18 protein-coding genes and 2 tRNA genes are annotated in these 20597 nt (G+C 32.6%); 8 read left to right on the top strand and 12 right to left on the bottom strand.

Features of this window, described 5'->3' with window-relative positions; all coding sequences use genetic code 11:
- Positions 1-100: 100 nt before the first annotated feature.
- The 5 genes from V6624_RS05195 to V6624_RS05175 all read left to right on the top strand — a co-directional run bounded on the left by V6624_RS05195 (position 101) and on the right by V6624_RS05175 (position 4343).
- A complete protein-coding gene (locus V6624_RS05195; protein WP_111283082.1) occupies positions 101-1330 on the top strand; it encodes a hypothetical protein in 1230 nt (409 codons plus the stop codon).
- Between the two features lie 92 nt (positions 1331-1422).
- Complete coding sequence (locus tag V6624_RS05190) at positions 1423-1902, top strand: YybH family protein (RefSeq protein WP_111283084.1); 480 nt, start codon at positions 1423-1425, stop codon at positions 1900-1902.
- 63 nt (positions 1903-1965) lie between these two features.
- Positions 1966-2445 carry a hypothetical protein gene (locus V6624_RS05185; RefSeq protein WP_338841140.1) on the top strand — a complete coding sequence of 160 codons (480 nt, stop codon included), beginning with the start codon at positions 1966-1968 and terminating at the stop codon, positions 2443-2445.
- A 76-nt stretch (positions 2446-2521) separates the two neighbouring features.
- On the top strand, positions 2522-3580 hold the full coding sequence (locus V6624_RS05180; RefSeq protein WP_239455550.1) for a hypothetical protein: 1059 nt from the start codon (positions 2522-2524) through the stop codon (positions 3578-3580).
- A gap of 466 nt (positions 3581-4046) precedes the next feature.
- Complete coding sequence (locus V6624_RS05175) at positions 4047-4343, top strand: hypothetical protein (protein WP_111283088.1); 297 nt, start codon at positions 4047-4049, stop codon at positions 4341-4343.
- A 49-nt stretch (positions 4344-4392) separates the two neighbouring features.
- On the opposite strand, the gene V6624_RS05170 is transcribed toward V6624_RS05175, so the two are convergent.
- From V6624_RS05170 to V6624_RS05115, 12 genes are all read right to left on the bottom strand, one after another.
- The gene (locus V6624_RS05170) at positions 4393-5841 is read right to left on the bottom strand and encodes an ATP-binding protein (protein ID WP_111283090.1); all 1449 of its coding nucleotides are present in this window, start codon (positions 5839-5841) and stop codon (positions 4393-4395) included.
- Positions 5842-6000: 159 nt separating this feature from the next.
- A complete protein-coding gene (locus V6624_RS05165) occupies positions 6001-6420 on the bottom strand; it encodes an arsenate reductase ArsC (protein ID WP_111283092.1) in 420 nt (139 codons plus the stop codon).
- 130 nt (positions 6421-6550) lie between these two features.
- Positions 6551-7021: a DUF6428 family protein gene (locus tag V6624_RS05160; protein ID WP_111283094.1), complete on the bottom strand. Its 471-nt coding sequence runs from the start codon at positions 7019-7021 to the stop codon at positions 6551-6553.
- A 58-nt stretch (positions 7022-7079) separates the two neighbouring features.
- Positions 7080-7406 (bottom strand): ArsR/SmtB family transcription factor, encoded by a 327-nt coding sequence (locus V6624_RS05155; protein WP_111283096.1) that lies wholly within the window; start codon positions 7404-7406, stop codon positions 7080-7082.
- 123 nt (positions 7407-7529) lie between these two features.
- On the bottom strand, positions 7530-8630 hold the full coding sequence (locus V6624_RS05150; RefSeq protein ID WP_338841139.1) for a DUF1254 domain-containing protein: 1101 nt from the start codon (positions 8628-8630) through the stop codon (positions 7530-7532).
- A 58-nt stretch (positions 8631-8688) separates the two neighbouring features.
- Positions 8689-10089 (bottom strand): DUF1254 domain-containing protein, encoded by a 1401-nt coding sequence (locus V6624_RS05145; protein WP_338841138.1) that lies wholly within the window; start codon positions 10087-10089, stop codon positions 8689-8691.
- A 209-nt stretch (positions 10090-10298) separates the two neighbouring features.
- The gene (locus V6624_RS05140; RefSeq protein ID WP_111283102.1) at positions 10299-11393 is read right to left on the bottom strand and encodes an exopolyphosphatase; all 1095 of its coding nucleotides are present in this window, start codon (positions 11391-11393) and stop codon (positions 10299-10301) included.
- Positions 11394-11626: 233 nt separating this feature from the next.
- A tRNA-Glu gene (locus V6624_RS05135) sits at positions 11627-11698 on the bottom strand.
- Between the two features lie 391 nt (positions 11699-12089).
- Positions 12090-12488 (bottom strand): lipocalin family protein, encoded by a 399-nt coding sequence (locus V6624_RS05130; protein ID WP_111283104.1) that lies wholly within the window; start codon positions 12486-12488, stop codon positions 12090-12092.
- A 58-nt stretch (positions 12489-12546) separates the two neighbouring features.
- Positions 12547-13665: a TlpA disulfide reductase family protein gene (locus V6624_RS05125; RefSeq protein ID WP_111283106.1), complete on the bottom strand. Its 1119-nt coding sequence runs from the start codon at positions 13663-13665 to the stop codon at positions 12547-12549.
- Between the two features lie 43 nt (positions 13666-13708).
- Positions 13709-14788 carry a TlpA disulfide reductase family protein gene (locus tag V6624_RS05120; protein ID WP_111283108.1) on the bottom strand — a complete coding sequence of 360 codons (1080 nt, stop codon included), beginning with the start codon at positions 14786-14788 and terminating at the stop codon, positions 13709-13711.
- 214 nt (positions 14789-15002) lie between these two features.
- A tRNA-Met gene (locus tag V6624_RS05115) sits at positions 15003-15075 on the bottom strand.
- A gap of 117 nt (positions 15076-15192) precedes the next feature.
- Between V6624_RS05115 and era the strand changes: the two genes are divergently transcribed.
- The 3 genes from era to V6624_RS05100 all read left to right on the top strand — a co-directional run bounded on the left by era (position 15193) and on the right by V6624_RS05100 (position 20538).
- Positions 15193-16074 (top strand): GTPase Era, encoded by an 882-nt coding sequence (era, locus tag V6624_RS05110; protein WP_111283506.1) that lies wholly within the window; start codon positions 15193-15195, stop codon positions 16072-16074.
- A gap of 248 nt (positions 16075-16322) precedes the next feature.
- On the top strand, positions 16323-17633 hold the full coding sequence (gene der / locus V6624_RS05105; protein ID WP_111283508.1) for a ribosome biogenesis GTPase Der: 1311 nt from the start codon (positions 16323-16325) through the stop codon (positions 17631-17633).
- 157 nt (positions 17634-17790) lie between these two features.
- Entirely contained in the window at positions 17791-20538 is a 2748-nt protein-coding gene (locus tag V6624_RS05100; protein ID WP_111283510.1) for an outer membrane beta-barrel protein, read from the top strand.
- Positions 20539-20597 lie beyond the last annotated feature (59 nt).

The following is a 20597-nucleotide window of genomic DNA, read 5'->3' as shown; positions in this document are numbered from 1 at the left end:
TTTTATTTGTTAAGGCAGTATTTAAATTAATAAAGCCATTTTTATGAAATTAAGATATCTTCTTTTGCTATTAATAAGCCAATTTTCATGGGGTCAAATTATGAATACCACAATGCCCGACAGTATCACTGTTAAAGAATCTGACGAAGGACATCGCGGAGGAAGTGGCTTTAAGCTGGCAGATGGTAAATATGGTTCAATGACTCTTTCTTTTTATGTTTTAGTTCGATATTTAAATCAAATGGGTATAGATGACAGCTATACCAATCATAACGGAGATGTTATTTCTATTGATAGAAGGCAAGATCTTCAGTTTCAAAAATCGAACCTTTATTTTAGAGGCTGGGTTGCCGACCCAAAAATAAGATATACTGTTTTCGTCTGGACTTCAAATGCAACTTTAGGACAAGGTGCACAAATTGTAGTAGCGGGGAATTTACAATATAAGTTTAATAAATATTTTGAGTTAGGAATTGGTATAAATGGTTTGCCATCTGTTCGTTCTATTTTGGGTCAATGGCCCGAGTGGCTCAGATCAGATGCCAGACCAATTGCCGACGAATACTTCAGAGGTTCTTTCACAACAGGTATTTATGCACAAGGACAAATTACAGATAATGTCTTTTACAAAGCGATGCTAGGTAACAACCTTAGCCAGTTAGGTGTAGATGCGGGACAGCTAGACAATAAAATGGATACTTGGAGTGGTGCAATTTGGTGGACAACCAATAATTTTGGAAGAATACCAACTTATGGCGATTACGAAAAACATGCTAAACCAGCTACAATTTTAGGAGGAGCTTATACACGAAGCACTGAGAACCGCCAGTCTCAACCTGACACAGATGCACCAGAAAACTCTCAAATTAGATTATCTGATGGTACCGGTATTTTTTCTTTAAATGCTTTTGCGCCAAATACTCAGGTAATCAATGCCAAATATCAAATGACAGCGATAAATACTGGCGTAAAATATAATGGCTATTCTTTCGATGCAGAAGTATTTATGCGCTGGCTGTCAGATTTTGAAACAACAGGTCCTATTCCAGTAACCAAACTTTTTGATTCAGGTTTTACGCTTCAAGGTTCTGCGATGCTTATTGATAAAAAACTGCAGGCATACGGTACTTATTCTTATATAAACGGAGATTACGGAAAACCGTGGGAAGTAACCTGCGGAGTTAATTGGTTCCCTTTCAAAACCAAATTTTTCCGCATAAACCCAGAAGTAATGTACGAAAGCCATGCACCAGTTGGATATTTAAGTTATCCAACACAAGTAGGATCAAAAGGAGTAATTGGCATGCTCAACGTTGAATTGAATTATTAGTAATAACTAAAATATACCTGTATTTGCAAACCTATTTTTGGACCCGTTTGTAAAATTAAATAATCTTATATCAACTTGAAAATTAAATATATATGAAAAATAAAATAGTTACAAGAGTGATTCTCGCGGGATTCTGTGTTTTAATGGTTTCCTGCAATACAAAAAAGGATGAAAATGTTGCGATTGACTTGAAACAGGTCAAGAAAGAGATTCAGGAAAAAGAAAACGAATATGCTGCAACATACAACGCAGGTCAGTTAAAAGAGATAGGGTATTACGCAGAAGATGCTATAACTTTTTATCAAAACAGACCGCCAATTATTGGTAAAGAAGCTAGAACAGAGTTTTTAAAATCAGATTTAGCTAATAATACCAATGTGATTTCATTTGAAACCAAAGAAGTTTTTGTCTCTAATGACGGAAAAATGGTTGTAGAAGTTGGTTATTACAAAGTAACTGATTCTACAAATACTCCAATCAATACAGGAAATTATATGAGCCTTTTTGAAAAAAGAGATGGCAAATATGTGTGCTTGAGAGATATGAGCGCTTCTGATGGATTGACAGAATAAAACAGCATCCAATACTTTTAGCTATGATTTTAGCAAATAATTAAAACGAATAAATTGAAAATTATGAAAAATATACTATTTATACTCATGATGGTTTTGGGGTTGAATGCTTCAGCACAGAGTTCTACAGATGAAATCAAATTGATCCAAGACCTTTATGGAAAATCTAAATCAGATGTAGTTAAAGAATATTTGGGTTTATCTGAGACACAATATGCAGCATTTCAGCCAATTTATGATAGTTACGAATCACAACGCAAATCTTTAAGCCAGCAGAAGATTAAGATTTTAGAAGATTATGCTCAGAATTATTCGACTCTTAGCGATGCTAAGGCTACAGAATTGACAAACGCAAATTTAAAATACAATCAGGATTCTGAAAAATTACTTGCCAAAACACATTCTAAATTGGCTAAAGCAATTGGCGGAATCAACGCTGCCAAATTTGTGCAGTTAGAATTGTACTTGCAAGTAACTATTCGATCTGAAATTCAAAACGCTATTCCTTTTATTGGTGAATTGGATCAAGCCAAAAAACATTAGACAATTTCTGGGTAAAGAGTAGAAAGTATAGAAAGAAGCTTTTCTACTCATCTTATTAATATTTTATACTCTTACTATGATAAAGAAATTCACAAAATATTTGACCATAACAATGCTCTTGTTTACCCAGCTGATTTTTTGCCAGTCTGAAAATGATGTTAAAGAACTTGGACTTCCTGGAGATAATTTGGATTTGTATGCTGTAATGACGCTGTTTCAGAAATCAAAAACCATTGAGGAATTTGAGAAAAACCTGAATCTGGAGAAAACAGGAATCAATAATCTGGATTTGAATCTGGATAAAAAAGTAGACTTCATAAAAGTAAATACCAAGAAAAATGGCAACTCGTTTACTTTTGTTCTTCAAGTTGCAGTAAGCAAATCAGAGAATCAGGACGTTGCCGTTATTTTAGTCGATAAAGACAAAAACGGAAAAGTAAAAATGCAGATTGTGGGTGATGAACTCTTATACGGTAAAGATTATGTTATTGAACCCGTATCAAAATCAGAACCTGCAAAAACAGCAAATCCTGCCTATACAGGAAATGATCCTGTTACCACAACACCAGCCGTAACAGCAGTTGTGGTAGAAACTGTACCAATCGTACAGTATGTATATTCACCAGCTTATGTGCCATATTATCCACCTTACTATTACGGATTTTACCCTCCGTACTTTGCTGCTTTTACAGTAATGGCAGTAGGTATTTATCGTCATAACCATTATTACCATCATCATGGTTATCACGGTGGGCATTACCACGGCGGAAACAATGTATATATTAATAACAGAAACAATTTTAATAATTACAACAATAACAAAATGAGATCTAATACCGTACGAAATAATACGGCCAATAATAGATACAACAATAATCGAGGAGGAGCATCTGCAAGTACACGTCCTTCAGCAGGAACATCCGATCGCGCTAGAAATACCAATGCGTCAGGAAGAACGCGCCAGAGCTCATCACCAAGTGCAGGTACTTCAAATCTTAATAGAGGAAGTTCTTCAAACTCCAATTTTAATAGAGGAGGTTCTTCGTCAAGAGCAAGTGCTGGACAAATGGGTGGTGGTTCTCGCGGTATGGGCGGCGGAGGCTTCGGTGGTGGAGGCGGCGGAAGAAGACGATAAATAGTTTTTAAAAACAGTCTTAACCGAGGTAAATATTATCCAACATCCTATTTTGTACTCAATTTTAGAGTTTCATTCTTAGGTTGATAAACGGCGTTTTTTATAATGTTTCATCAAGAAAGTGCGTAAGAGCTTTGGTCTTACGCATTTTTGGTTTTAATATCTGATGCGATTGTGTTTAAAAATATACACAAGATTTTTGTAGCTATTCATTCCGTAAGAATGTTTCGTCGGTAGAATTAAATATGAATTATAGATATACGTTCCGTAGGAACGTTTGATTAATTGAACGTTTTTTTATTTTCCTAAAATCAGATGTCCCTACAAGACATAGCGCTAAATAATCATTTTTTTCTACCGACGAAATATTCCTAACGGAATATTAAGTATTGTTATCATATAAGATAACCGATTTATGAAGCCATATTAAGATATTTGAATTATTGAAAATGAAACAAATAATAATATGGATATTAAAGAATTAAAAGACCTAGAATACATTAAAAGACTATCAGCTCAATATTTAAATATTCTAAAACCAGCAGATAAAAATTACAATGCCGAAATCAAAGTTTTAAATTATTCAGAATTGGGTTGTGTCATTACCAGTATGCTAAAATTGTGTATTATGGCATTAGAAAACGATACAAATAATAAATCTTCAATAGATGTTGGGTTGGTTTTAGAACAAGCACTTCATTTATTTCCTATTGATGAAATGGAACTTTTGGATGTTATTAATGAAGTGCTGGTTAAGGAATGAGGCAGAATGAAAAAAGCTCCTTAGAAATCTAGAGCTTTTCTTATTATGTTTAAAATGATGTATTTTTCATTTTCAAAGTATTCTCGCCAATATTAAATGCATATAAAGCTGATGGCACAAAAGTAAAGCGCAAATCACTAATTTCTTTTATCCCATCTTTATCAAGAGAGGTAATTAATGCGCTTTTGAAATCATTAGCCTTACAAAATTGTATAAGACTATTTAATTCTTGTGGTTTATCAAAATAACGATTACTCCATTTGATCTCAAGTGCCCAAAGCGGTTTAAATTTTCGATCATCTAAAAGTACTAAATCTACTTCTCCTTCTTTTTTATCTTTCCATCTGGCATAAGTTAGGTCTAAATTTTCTCTGTGCATCCATTGAGACAAAATAGCTGTTTCAACCATATTTCCCATTTCACTATCTGTTTCAGATATAGGAGAAAATAATGCCGTTCTTAAAGATGGATTAGTTAGATAAACTTTAAAACTAGTTATCCTTTTCAATCGTTTAGCATTAATATCAACTTTGTTTAATACTTTAATTAAAAATGCAGATTCTAAATATTTTAAATAATTCTTTAAGGTTTCTTTATTTATACCGCTTTCCTTAGACATTGTTTCAAATGAAAATTCATTACCTGTATTATATGCGATGTAAGTAAAAAAGCGATTTAATTCCTGTACATCTTTAATTCCATAGAGACTTGGTAAATCTCGCAAAAGAACTTTGTCTACAATATCATTTTTTACGTATCTTCCCATATCACTTTGTATTTTTTCGGACAAAACAACTTCAGGGTAACCGCCAAAATTTAAATAATTAATAAATTCTTTATTTAGAGCTTTAATGTCATGTGTCAAAGTATAAGAAATTTTGCGATTGCCATAATCAATTTCACCATCTTTTGTCAAATGGTTCATGTTTTTCAAGTGAATATACTCCTGAAAGGTTAATGGAGGAAGCATAAAATCAGTAAATCTTCCTGCTCCACTTTCAGTGCTATGCCATCTTAAAGCTGCTGCTGCCGAACCTGAAACAATAAATTTGGTATCAGGATATGAATCAACAAGAACCTTTAAGTGTCTTTCCCAGTCTTTTAAGTATTGTACTTCGTCGAAAAAAACATAACAGCCATCTAAACTTTCTAATTTTACGGCATTTTTACAGAGAAGTAATATGTCTTCTAAGCTAAGATTCAAATATAGAGGATTGTCGATACCTACAAAAAAGATTTTTTGCGGATTAATTTTTTCTTGAATCAATTGGTCTATAGAATGAAACATCATTACAGTTTTTCCAACACGACGCGGTCCCATAAGTACTACTGCTCGTCGAATTTCCTTCTCTTTAACGTATGGAAAAAACAAATCAAAATAAAGTCGTTTTTGCATCTTTTGATAGGCTGAATGTACAGCCTTCGAAACCCACCATGGATTTTCATAATGCAAACGTTCAATAATTTTTTCTGTTGGAATAATACTTGAAATCTTCATAATAAAACTTATTTAATCAAAAATAGTAAAAATAAGCATGTTGTATTGTGTTTATTTTATATTTTTTGCACATAATAAGAGTTAAAAGTCTTTTTTTTGTTCTTATTCTCTCTCTCTTTTAAAATAACAAAAAGCTCCAGATTTCTCTGAAGCTTTTTGTTATGCAAAATTTTCTATGACAAAGTTTTCGCAATAATCCTTTATCATTTGGCGCACAGTTCTAAACTCGTTGGCAATTTCAGAATCCGTTCCAGTTGCTTTTGCTGGATCGGGAAAGTTATAATGAAATTTAATAGCCTTTGTTGGAAAAAATGGACATCGCTCTTTAGCATTATCGCAAACTGTAATAACGTAGTCAAAATCAATATTTCGATATTCATCAATATTATTTGATGTGTGATTTGAAATATCGATGCCATCTTCCAGCATTGTTGCAATCGCTTTTGGATTAACGCCATGAGTTTCGACTCCTGCACTATAAACCTCAGCTTTATTGCCTGTAAAATGTTTCATATAGCCTTCTGCAATTTGGCTTCTGCAACTATTTCCCGTGCAAAGGATTAATATTTTCTTTTTCATAATTTAAACGAATAACCAAATGATATTTATAATGCAGAACTTTGGCTCAAAGCCAAAAATTAGCTGTAGTAAAATAACTGACGCAGTTATGATAATAGGTTTTTTGTATTTAATAATTTTCGCTTTCATTTTAGCAGCATCCTGAGTTTGGCGTACAGCAAGAGGCACTATCATTCAATTGAATTAAATTTATCTTTTGCTTTTCAGTAGGAATTCCGCAAGAATCTTGAGCCAAGCAGGCAGTTGTTTTATTTTTCAGAATAAATGTTTTTCCATTAAATCCTAAATCATATTTCCCGATCGTTTCGTTTTGATATTCTACTTCAATTTCTAAGTCTTCAATGCTTAACTTGTCTTCAGATAATTGAATGATATGTAATAGTTTAGAAGGTTTTAAACGATGTTCAAAATCGTTGGCATTCCAAAGCTGAAAGTTTACAACTTTCTCATCTCTAATTACTCCGCCACAATCGATAAAATGTTTGGTGATTATTCCAACTTCTGTAACATGAAAATGTTCTGGTACAAAAGCCCCATTTTCCAATTGAAACTCAACATTATCTAATGTTGGTAAAATTTGTTTTACTTCTGATAATTTCATGATCTTTTGTTTATTGTTTAAATGCAATATTACGATAAACTTTATCAAAAAAAATGTCTTAACAACATTTTGATTTTGAAATAGTTTGTGTGATTTTTAAAAAATAAGAGTTTAAAATTTCGATTGTTTTTTCGTCAATGCAATAACAAATCGCATTTCCAGAAATATTTCCTTTAATGATGCCTGCATTTTTAAGTTCTTTTAAATGTTGCGAAACTGTAGGCTGGGCAAGAGGAAGTTCATTGACAATATCTCCGCAAATACATTCGTTAACTTTTAATAAATATTCGATTATAGCAATTCTTGCGGGATGCCCCAAAGCTTTAGCAATAATCGCTATCTGATTTTGTGCGTCTGTAAAATGTTCTGTTTTAGTTGCTCCCATAACGACGATATTAATATTGCAATATTACGATATAGTTTTTAGATGATGAAACTTTTCATAGATTAATTTAAAATAAAAAGCTTCAGATTTCTCTGAAGCCTTAATTTTACTGATACTAGATATTTATTTAACTTCAACTGCTTCAGGAAATTTCCATGAACCATTAAGTATTTCTTTATGCGGACGATAAAGGCGAACCCAATAATTCCATCCAGCAGCAACTGGAATACAGTTTGGAGTTTTTCCATCACATCCTCCAAATTGTATTGTGATCGATCCATCGGCATCTTTTTTTGCCGTGATGTTGTTTAATGTGTACATATTTAGATCATTTTTTTCAAAATAACCTTCTTTATTATATACACTTACAGACCAAAATCCATCAACAGGAACATTTTTAACTTTAAGTTTATAGACCGTTTTTCCGTCATTTTTTTTAGGATAAACAGAAAGATAAAGTGCATCTTTTTCTGGATTTCCGCCCCATCCTGTTGCACTTCCTAATAAATGACGTGTTTCATCAACTTTACCTTTTAAGCCAAACATTCCTTTTGTGTCAGATAATTTTTTAGAAGCTTCAATTAAAGAATCTCTAACTTTCTTTTGACTCACTAGATCCCAATTTGGAACCGTAAAAGTTCCTTTGTCTTTTTGGCTAATCTTAATTGCGTCTTGCAATGCTGTAACTTTTGGCAAATCATTAGGATCGTTAGGATCAATAAAAGTTCTGATTGCTAACATAAGATATCGCGTTCCGATTTTTTCTTTGCTAAATGTAAAAGTTCCTGGCGCATAATAGGTTTCAGCATATTGATCTTCGTCTATAATCTGCATAGACATAAAACGTTTGCCAGAATTTGGTAACGTTACAGTTACTGGTCCAGCATCGAGATCATAAACTCCAGAAGAATACAATACATCGCGGTTAGCGCGAATTACAGTTTGTTTGTCAATTGGCATTAAAGTTTTATAATGATGTATGTTGCCAATACCGCCAGCATCTTTAACAGAAGTTGTAAAATAAAGATCTGTTTCTGCACGATTAAAATTAGCTGCAGTTACAGGAGTACTATTCTTTTGCGCCAATGAATCAGTATTTGTAGTAACGGAGTCTTGTTTTAAGGTTTCAGAATCGGTTTCTGATTTCTCGTTATTCTTCTTACAGGCAGAAGTAAATAATAAAGTAACTAATAATATTCCTGATAGTAATTTGTAACTTTTCATATTATTTGAAATTAAAATTAGAAAAATGGTTATGATTTTATCTCTGAAATTATGATTATCATTTTACAATTTCTGGAAGAGGCATTTTCCAAATGTTATTTATAACCTCTGGCTGCGGACCATAAATTCTCATCACAAACATGAATTTTTCATCTTTAGGAGTCGGAAGCCAATTGCTTTCTTTGTCTTTTCCAGGAGAGTCTTTTTGTAAATAAAAGATCAAATCTCCATTAGACTCATATTTTAATCCTTTTGTTTTATTGCCAATAGAATATCTGTTAATTGGATTTGGAACCAGAAAACGTTTAGGAAGATTATACATTGTAATGCTCCAAAAGTATTTCGCTTCAGGCAATTGATCTTTTGTGAATTTCAAAACATAATTGTTATTTCCTGAAAGCGGTTGATTATTTTTATCGACGTTACTTCCGGTATAAACGGCTTCGTCTTTTGTGTTTCCGTAAATTCCGGCAGCTGCGGCAATTGCACGGTTCAGAAAGTTGTTTTTAAGTTCTGCGCGTGTGCCAAAAAGACTTCCAGCATCTTTTACATTATCTATTTTAGACTCCAGTTCTTGTTTGGCTTCGGCAATTCCTTTTTCAATAGCTTTTATGGTTTCTGGAGGATATTTTGAACTGTCAAAAGGTTTTCCTGGTACAATTCCAATTTTGGCAAAACGTTTTCTAAGTTCTTTTTCGCTGCTATCTTCGTTTGCATATTGTAATAAAGAATTTAGTGCACTAATAAATTGAAGGGAAGCATAATCGCTTTCTTTCCAGACTGGAAGAGGGAGATTGTATTTTTTTACAGGAGGAGCTGGCTGTTTTGAATATTCATGCAACGAAATTAATTTATACTGCGCCTGTATTTTTTTAAGATTTGAAACGTCGGCTGGATCATGTAACTGAGTACGGCCTACGAGGTATATTAAATTGGTTTCAGAATGTAAAACCTTATCAATGCCTTTAGGAGTTTCTCCTTTCCAATCTGGTCCTGCAATGAGATATTTACCTGCATTATTGCCAGTTGCTCGCGATCCCACATATTCAAAATTGAAGGTGTAGAGATCTACAAACTGCATTACATAGTATCGATCGTTTTCTATTTTTGGCACTTCAAGAATAACAGGTTCGTCTGAAACATTAATTGGTGCCATTGAGTACGGAGTATCGTTATTTATGGTTATGATTAAAGTATCTGCGGGAGTTGCGCTTGCAGCTACGCTTTTGAATTTGTTAAATCCTGAGTATTCTTTAGCTTCTTTGTTGATTGCACTGGAGTAAATAGCTTTGTAATTATAAAATATTGGATAGCCGTATATCCAGGCCTCTTTTGCAATAGCAGTTATTGAATCGATGGATTCAGCAGTTGCAGTTTCTTGTTTATCTGCGGAGTGATCCTTCTTGCAGGCTGTTGTGCTTAAAAGTACAATTGTTAATAGTAAAACTAGATTTTTCATAATTCAAAACAGTAAGATTTAACAAAGAGTCTATTTCTTAATTAGGTCTTCTAAAATTAGATTTTATGAAAGTATTTCGGTTTTTTTTCAATCTAAAGATGGTTTCAAGTTATAACTTGAAACCATTTTTTTGTTTTTATAATTAGCTTAAAGCCATAAAAAAAGCTCCAGATTTCTCTGAAGCTTTATAAGATTGGAAAAGTAAAATCTTAGAAATTAGTATTTACTTTTTTAGAACGATCTGCAATGTATGAGATTAACCAAGTTACTTGCCCTTCTTTTACAAAAAGTATTTTCTTTGTTGCCAAGTTTGGAATATTTTCCAGACAGCTAACTAAGATATTATTAGCCGAGATAAGATTTTGCTGGTCGTAAGTACTTAAAACTCTCGCAGCTTCTTTATTGGTTTTAGCAAGGCTGGTATACTTTCCGAAATTGTTTTTAAGAATTGCATCGTAATTTACAACATCTTCTAGAGTTAAAGCAATATAGTGTTCTTTAACGTCTTCGTTATAATATAGTGTCGAAAAAGCCCAAACTGCACCACCTGATAAATATAATTTTTCTTTTTTCTCTAAAGGCGGATTTGCATCAAACAAGTCTTTAATTTTTTTGCGAAGAACAGGAACAAAGTCAAAAGATTTTTCTTGGTAAGTAGACATATCGTTTGCCTGACTCTGATTGTAAACCGTTTTCTTTACAGCATCAGTAAGAGTCATTGTACCAAAATCAAGTTCAAGCGGAATAAACTCTAATTTACCGCCCTCAAGCTCGTCAATGTAACCTCCTTTAGTCGTTTGCGCACCAATATCAAGCAAGAAAGCGTTAGAAAAATCAACTGGTGGAATTGCACCTTTAACCAATGTTTTTGGTTCTTCGTTTGCGTTTAATACTTCAAGTTCTTTGTTTGCTAGAAGCATAATTTTGTTTCTTAAAACATCAAGATTACGTGCAGATTCAAAAACAGGAGCAGCAACGATAAAGATGTTTTCATCAAGCAATTTATTTTCTGCTTTTATCTTTTGCAATTGGTTGGTAACAATAACGCTAGTTTTAGTAATGTCTTCAGCAGTAAGTTCGCCATTAGCAGCAATATGGTCAGCAAAAGGAATTCTTTCAGTCCAGAAAGAAATAATTTTATAATCTGCTTTTTTGATGTTGCTCACATCGATAACAGAAACTTTTATAGCTCTACGTCCAATTTCGATTCCGGCGTAGATACTTTTTTGAGAGAATGAATTAACGGAAAAAAATAAAGTTAAAAGGGTAATAATTAAAATTTGGGGTTTGTTTTTTGTAAGCATTGTATTGAATTGCGGTTATTATATAATTGTAAATTAGACTGTACGATAACTATTTGTTCTGGAATAGCGAAGTAATGACAACTACTTTTTTAAAGCGGCAAATTTATGAAAAACATCTGCTAAATGAAAAGTAAGCTATTAAGAAAATATTATTTAATTATAGAGACGCTGTGGGAGAGGTTTTTAGCAAATAAAAAAAGCTCCAGATTTCTCTGAAGCTTTGTGTTTGTAAGTAGTCCGTGGGGGAATCGAACCCCCCTTACCAGGATGAAAACCTGGCGTCCTAACCGATAGACGAACGGACCTGCTTTCTCATTGCGGGTGCAAAACAAGGCAATTATTTCCATAATACCAAATAAAATAAAAACTTTTTCTTTCGATTATTTTGCAAAACATCACATTTTACAAGATTCATTCAAAAATAAATTGAGTTAAGTGATTTGTATTTATTTGATTAATAATTGGTTGTTTTGTGTTTAAATAAAGGTAATGAGAGTTTTTTGACGAAAGAATAAAATTTAAAAAAGTTTAGATTTATTTCGATTTAAAGGAAAAATCTTATGGTTTTTGAGTCGGTAAATTCTTTACAATTTTTATTTTATAAGTCTTGAAACTTCTATAAAAAACAAAAGCTTCAAAGAAATTTGAAGCTTTTGTTTTGATATGGGGACTTGATGAAGATTAACTATGCATTTTTTAATTGATTCTTTGAAATTTTTGAGAATATCCTTCATTAGAAATAAAATGCAAAATCAGATAATTGTCTTTCAATTCAAATGATATTGTAGCAATATTTGGGTTTTGGCAATTTGTTGTTATTTTATTGGTAGTTACGCTATAACTTCCAGAACTTTTTATTTCATCTGAGTACGGATCGCATAAAGAAGTGTTGGTTGCTATAGTTCCGTTGCTTTTAAACTCAATGGTTTTATTGCTTTCAACAGCTCTAAAAGTTCCGCTTCCGTCACCTGGATCAGCCAAAACTTCAATTAGTTTCCAACTTCCTACTACTGGCGATTCTATTTTTTCTTGGTCATCACTACTGCAAGAAAAAAAAAGACCTATTAGCATTAAAAATATAATATTCTTTTTCATATTTATTAGGTTTATGATTACAATAAATAGATGCCGAATTATGAAAAAGGTTGCGTTATTATTTTTTTAATATTTTCTTTTCCAGTTTATTAATCAGGCTACCTTTGCCGTAACCAGACCATTTGTCTATGATTGTTCCTTCAGGATTAATTAGAATAAAAGTTGGAATGCCTTGAATGCCATATTTAATAGCAGTTTCGCTAAATCGGCCTTTGCTGTCCCATACACTATTCCAGATAACTTTGTCTCTGTCTACAGATTTTAGCCAGTCTTCTTTTTTTGGATCACAAGAAAAACTTACTAAAGTTAAAGAACCCGAATAGGTTTCATTAATTTCAGCCAGTTCCTCTGCTGCTTGAATACAAGGTCCGCAAAATGCAGAAGTAAACTCAATTAAAGTAAAAGAACCTCTAATGTCTGAAAACTTAACTTTTTCGCCTTTTTGATTCCAGCCTTCAAAATCGTGATATTTATCTCCAACTTTCGAAATGTTTTCTTTCAAAAAGACTTCAACAACTTTAGCATATTTACTTTCTTTTATTTTGGGAGTATATTTATCGTATATTTTTTGAATTGTGTCTTTTGGCAATTGATTCTTTAGATAACCAAGCTCTATTATACTTGCGTAGCTGTCTGGATGTGATTTTACATATTTAATGCGCAGTTCTTGTGTAATGCTGTCAATGCCTTTAATTTCGTCCCATATTTTTGCGCCAGCTTCTTGTTGCTTATCTTTTGGCAACTGCAAAAATGAATTTACAAGAGTTTCTCTTTTCGCAAAATATTCTTTTGTGAAACTTTGAGAATAATTAAAATCTTCCTGACTTTTTGAGCCTTTGATTTCTACATTTCGAGGAAAATCTTTAATGTCTCCTTTGATTCTGATATTATCGTTGCCAATAAGTAAATTAGTATATATAAATTTTTCATTCACAATAGCGTAAAGCCAAATTTGCTCTGGCGGACTAGCTAATTTTCCTTCAAACCTAAATTTATTATTTTCTACTGTTGTGCTATCTATAATAGCATCTGTTGCGAGGTTTTTTAAATAGAATTTGGTTCCATTTTGAAATCCAGTTACTTGACCATAAATAGTAAATTTTTCTTCTTTTTTAATAAAAGCTACTATTACTATAAACGTGCAGATTAAGAAAAATATTCTAGATAATGATTTCATTGTTTTTTAATTGAGTCTTCTTAAATAATTTACAGAAAGGGAACTAGATTGTTGTTGTTTTATCTATTGTATTAATGATCTTCGAAATATCATTTGCAGCATTAAGCAATACTTTTCCGTCCTTATTAAGTAAGATTAAATTTGGCACAGCAAAAATATTGTATTCTTTTTTTATCGCATTATTTCTTTTTGGCAATCCAGAAAGATTAAGCCAAGGCATATTTTCTTTTTCTACTGCCGTTTTCCAATTATCGTATTTATCATCTATACTTAGACTTACAATGTTTATTTTATCTTTATAATCATTATGAAATTTTTTAAGCTCTGGAATTTCTTTTCTGCAAGGACCACACCAACTTGCCCAAAATACTAAAAGTACCGGCTTGCCATTGCTTACTTGATCAAAAGTGTAATTTTTGTTATCAATGTCAACCCAATTAAAATTTTCTCTAAATCCAAATTTTTCTATTTTTTCTTTATTATTGATATAATCCGTAAGCATATTAAATGGAACAGATTTTTTTATTTCGTCAGAAAACAAAGAACTGTATTCTCTTAATTGATTGACAGAATACTGCTCCTTACTCCAAAATAATTTATACAATAGCGCGAAATTTGATGCGTTTTGTTTGATATTTTTATTCGAAATAATTGGCTCTTTCCAGCCTTTCATAAACATTTCAGCTTCTGGAGACCCTTCAAAATTTACGCGATAGTTTTTTAAACCTTTAAATTCTATAATTTCATACACGCTATCTGTGTTGAATTCAATATTTTCATTCCCTAAAAGAATATCACCCCAAAAACTTTGCTTTTTAGAAGATTTGTCCCTAAAACCTAAAGTTGCAACTTTCTTATTGTTTTTGAGAAAATAAATGTAGGCATGTTTAGGCTCTCTAACTTTAAAATGATACTCAAATTTACCTTCTTTTGCTGGTATGGTATCAAATGTTTTTATCGAATCTCCAAGAGCTTCTTCTCCCCACATATTAATAACTACTTTGTCAAAATCTGTAGTGAGCTTACTAATATCAGCTTTAATAATACCTGATTCTTGTTTTTTTTGAGAGCACGAAAGTAATAGAAAAACAGACAGTAGAAAGGAAAAGTATTTTAGAGTCATATTGATACTTTTAATGTTTTAAAAAGAAATCGAATAAATTACTAATCAAATATAGAGTAAAAAACAGGTAAAATAATACGTAAAACCACATCATAAATGATTTTTGTATTGATTATGAATTGGTTTGTAAAGGAAATCTAAAAGATTATAAAGGCTTAGTGAAAGCTCAGAAAACCAAAAAAGCTCCAGATTTCTCTGAAGCTTTTTGTTTTAGTAGCGGGAACAGGACTCGAACCTGTGACCTTCGGGTTATGAGCCCGACGAGCTGCCTACTGCTCTATCCCGCGATGTTTCGGGTGCAAAGATACGGCGATTTTTTAGATTTCCAACGAAAACTTTAAAAAATGTTTTATTTTCTGTATTGACTTGATATGACTACCTTTGCAAAATAAATAAAACAAAAAATGTCACATAAAGCAGGTTTCGTAAACATTATCGGAAATCCAAATGTTGGAAAATCAACATTGATGAACGCTTTCGTTGGAGAGCGATTATCGATCATTACCTCAAAAGCACAAACTACACGTCATAGGATTTTAGGAATCGTAAACGGAGAAGACTTTCAGTTAGTTTTGTCTGATACTCCTGGAATCATCAAACCAGCATACGAAATGCAGGAATCTATGATGAACTTTGTAAAATCGGCTTTTGAAGATGCTGACATTTTAATCTACATGGTCGAAATTGGCGAGCAGGATCTTAAAGACGAAGCTTTCTTTAATAAAATCATTCATGCTAAAATTCCGGTTTTATTACTTTTAAATAAAATTGATAATTCAAATCAAGAGCAATTAGAACAGCAAGTTACTTTCTGGAAAGAGAAAGTGCCAAATGCAGAAATTTTCCCAATTTCGGCTTTGCAGAACTTCAACGTTCCAGAAGTTTTTGAAAGAATTATCGAATTATTGCCAGAATCTCCAGCTTATTATCCAAAAGATCAATTAACAGACAAACCAGAGCGTTTCTTTGTGAACGAAACAATTCGTGAGAAAATCTTATTGAATTACGCTAAAGAAATTCCATACGCAGTAGAAATTGTAACAGAAGAATTTCACGAAACTGATACTATTATCAGAATTCGTTCAGTAATTATGGTAGAACGCGATACGCAAAAAGGAATCATCATTGGACATAAAGGTGCAGCTTTGAAAAAAGTAGGAACCGATGCCCGTGCCGATTTAGAGAAATTCTTCGGAAAACAAATTCACATTGAGCTTTATGTAAAAGTGAACAAAAACTGGAGAAGCAACGCCAATATGCTGAAACGTTTCGGATATAATCAATAAAAGAAGTTTTCAGTCGCAGTTTACAGTCTCAGTCTGAAAACTGTGACTGCGACTGAGAACTAAAATATATCAGGAAATATCGCGTAAAAAATATAAAATCTTAGGTACTTAGAAACTTAGCATCTCAGCAACTTTTTTTAACTACCTTTGCAAAAAATTTAAATAAGGCATTTAGATTATTAGTGATTCGGTTTTTAGGTAGCTAAAAATCTGAAATCTAAAGTCTAAAGTCTAAAATTCAAAAAAAAATGAATAATAACATTGTTGCGATAGTAGGAAGACCTAACGTGGGGAAATCGACCCTGTTTAATAGGCTGATACAAAGAAGAGAAGCTATTGTAGATTCAGTATCTGGGGTTACCCGTGATAGAAACTATGGTAAAAGCGAGTGGAACGGAAAAGAGTTTTCTGTCATTGATACAGGTGGATACGTTCGAGGGTCTGATGACGTTTTCGAAGGTGAAATTCGTAAACAAGTTGAGCTTGCTATTGACGAAGCCGATGTTATTATTTTTGTGGTTGATGTTGAAGAAGGAATTACGCCAATGGATGAAACTGTTGCAAAATTACTTCGTAAAGTAACAAAACCAGTTTTATTGGCTGTAAATAAGGTTGATAACGCAATGCGCGAAAAAGATGCAGTTGAATTTTATAACCTTGGTTTAGGCGAATATTTTACTTTCGCAAGTATCTCAGGAAGCGGAACTGGAGATTTATTAGATGCTTTAATCGAAGCTTTTCCAGAAAAACCAGAAGTTGAGGTTAAAGAAGATTTGCCTCGTTTTGCAGTTGTAGGACGTCCGAATGCTGGAAAATCTAGTTTTATCAACGCCTTGATTGGTAAAGACCGTTATATTGTTACAGATATTGCTGGAACAACTCGTGATGCAATTGATACTAAATTTGACCGTTTTGGTTTCGAATTTAATTTGGTTGATACAGCGGGAATTCGCCGTAAAGCAAAAGTAAAAGAAGATTTAGAATTTTATTCTGTAATGCGTTCTGTACGTGCAATCGAGCATGCAGATATCTGTATATTAGTTATCGATGCAACTCGCGGATTTGAAGGTCAGGATCAGAGTATTTTCTGGTTGGCTGAGAAAAACCGTAAGGGTGTTGTAATCTTGGTAAACAAATGGGATTTAGTAGAAAAAGATACTATGTCTACACGTGATTACGAAGAGAAAATAAAAAAAGAATTAATGCCTTTTACAGATGTGCCAATTTTATTCGTTTCTGCTTTAACAAAACAGCGTTTATTAAAAGCATTGGAAGCTACGGTTCAGGTTTTCGAAAACAGAAAACAAAGAATTTCAACTTCAAAATTCAACGAATATATGTTGAAAGTAATTGAAGCTTATCCGCCGCCAGCAATGAAAGGTAAATATGTGAAAATTAAATATTGTATGCAGTTGCCAACTCAAACACCACAATTCGTGTTTTTTGCAAACTTACCGCAATACGTAAAAGAACCTTATAAACGATATCTGGAGAATAAAATTAGAGAGAAATGGGATTTCGCTGGAGTTCCAATCGACATTTATATCAGAGAAAAATAAAAAATAGAATCCCCTAGAATAGGGGATTTTTTTATGTTTTGTGCCTTTATAATTATAAGATCCATTTTTTATTGGCATTATATTTGAATAAATGTAAAAAACACAATTAAACCTTTTGTGTTTTTTTAAGTCTTACCGATCTAACCAACCTAATTTTATGACCAGAATTTATTCGTTTTTATTGTTTTTAGTTTTTGTTTATTCGGCAAACGCCCAGAACAATATTGTTATTAAAGGAACTGTAATTGATATTAACAGCCAGCTTCCGCTTGAACTTGCTACCGTTTATTTTACTGCTGTAAAAGATTCCACAATTATCGAATATGCTACAACAGATAAAAATGGAAATTTTGTTATAAATACTAAAAAGTATGATAAACCGGTTTTCTTAAAAGTAAATTATACTGGATATCAAGCTTATTTTGAAGAGCAAAAAGGACTTACAGAAAGTAAAGACTTTGGGAAATTGTATATGATTGAAAATGCAAATGTTCTAAATGAAGTTATAGTAAAATCTGAAGCTCCTCCAATTACCATTAAAAAAGATACTTTAGAATTTAATGCACCTTCATATAAAGTTCGTCCAGATGCGAATGTGGAGACTTTATTGAAGCAACTGCCTGGTTTTGATGTTGATAATTCGGGGAAAATCACGGTAAATGGGCGAGAAGTCAATCAGGTTTTAGTAAATGGAAAAGCATTTTTCGACAAAGACGGAGCGATCGCGATTAAAAACCTTCCCGCAGATATCATTAAAAAAGTTCAGGTTTCTGATTTTAAAACCAAAAAAGAAGAACTTGCAAAACAAGAATCGAGTTCAGATTATTCAACAGTTAATATCACTATTGACGAAAAGAAAAACAAAGGATATTTTGGGAAAGTTCTTGGCGGATATGGTTCTGACGAACGCTACGAAAGCAGTTTGATGATGAACTTTTTCAAAAACAAACAAAAAATAAGTGTTTTGGCTTCTTCCAATAATATCAATTCAACTGGATTTTCTATGGACGAGGTTTTTGATAATATGGGTGGCGGACGAAATGCAAAAGGAGGTCAGGGCGCTAGTAGTGGCGCAAAAGGAATTACACAGTCTACTTTGGCCGGAATTAATTATTCAGATGATTGGACAAAGGATTTGGAATTTATGAGCAGTTATAATTTCACAAATGCCGTAACCAAAAATGATAGCAAATCAAATCAATTGAGTTTCTTGCCGACCGGAAATATTTTGACCGAAGCAGATTCTAAGACTAAAAATGAAAATACAGGAAACAACGTAAATTTCGAATTAGAATATAAAATCGATCCGACGATGCAGATCGTTTTTGCTCCAAAATTAAGCCTTTCGCAGTCAAATAGTGATTCTTCTTCTTCGACATATTCTGAAAATGAAAATGGTGAAGCATTGAACGAAAGCACAGCAACTTCGCATAATGAAAGTTCGAATACGAATTTTGCGAACAGCATCAATTTCAATAAAACATTCGAAAAGAAATCGAGAAATCTGAGCGTTGTTTTTAATAATAATAACACTAAGAGTGATTCTGATGGAATCAACGTTTCTGAAACTATTTTCTATCAGGACGCAAAACCAAATGACGAAAGAAATCAAAATGCTAAAAACACATCTAAAAGTGATAATTATGCCATTGATTTAGAATATACAGAGCCAATTACAGATTCGCTTCGCGTGCGTTTTGGAACTGATTTTAATTGGCAGAATTCGATTAATGATCAAAAAACATTTGATTTTGATGAAACAGAACAGCAGTATTCTGATCTGAATTTATCTTTGACAAATTACACGACATCAAAACAAAATTCGATTACGCCAAAAGTTGGAATTACTTTACAGAAAAGTAAATTCACTCTTAATTTAAATTCGAGAACATCAATTGTAGAGTTTGACAATCATTCTTTCTATTTAAATCAAGCAACCGATCTGAATAAAAGATATATGCTTCCTTATGGAAATGCACAGCTTCGATATAAATTTGATCGTTCGAGAAATTTGACTTTTAAATATGATTATTCGAATACGCTTCCGTCTGCAACGCAATTAATGCCAGTTGCAAACTTAAATAATCCGCTTAATAGTGTAATTGGAAATCCTAATTTGAATCCGATTGAGAAAAACAGTGCAGGAGTTGATTTCAGAAATTTTGATTTTAGAACGCGTTCAGGATATAGTCTTTTCCTTAGAGGCGATTATTATAACAATGACGTCGTTTCGACTTCTATTTATGATGAAAGTGGGAAAAGAAATACGACTTATGTAAATATCTCAGGAGCTTATTCGGCTTCGATTGGCGGAAACTGGAATCAGCAGATTAAAAAAGATGCGCATACCATTAGATATGGTCTTCGCTTGAGCGGTAATTATAATTTCGATAAAGGCTTTACCAATGCTGTTCTTTATAATGCAAAATCTGTTGTCATTACGCCAAGTGTTTATGCTTCTTACGATTATGGAGAAGTGCTTTCGATTGCACCATCTTATAGTTTATCATACAATGAAACTAGATACGAGAATTATTCAAGAGATGCAACTTCAAACGTAATTCATAGAATTAATCTGCAGACAACTTCTTATTGGCCAGCTAATTTGATTTTTGGAAATGATTTTGGATACACTTATAATTCAAATATTTCAGGTGATTTTAAAAAGGATTTTTTCCTTTGGAACACGAGTTTGTCTTACGGATTTTTGGATAAAAAATTATATGCGAAAATTAAAGTTTATGATGTTTTAAATCAGAATCAAAGTGCTACAAGAACCATTTCGGCAACATCGATTAGAGATGAAGAAAATACGGTCTTAAAACGTTATGTAATGTTTTCTTTAGCGTATAAAATCGGAAACTTTGCAGAAGGTAAAAAAGGAAAGAGACAAAGAGGGTCTTGATTTTTTTTTGAGGTTATGAGGTTCTAAGGTTCTAAGGAGCAAAGTGACAAAGATTAATA

It is taken from the genome of Flavobacterium ginsenosidimutans (genome assembly GCF_037478105.1).
GTDB classification, from domain to species: Bacteria; Bacteroidota; Bacteroidia; order Flavobacteriales; family Flavobacteriaceae; genus Flavobacterium; species Flavobacterium ginsenosidimutans.
Note: the sequence above shows the minus strand (reverse complement) of the source record. Positions and strands in the feature narration are given on the sequence as shown.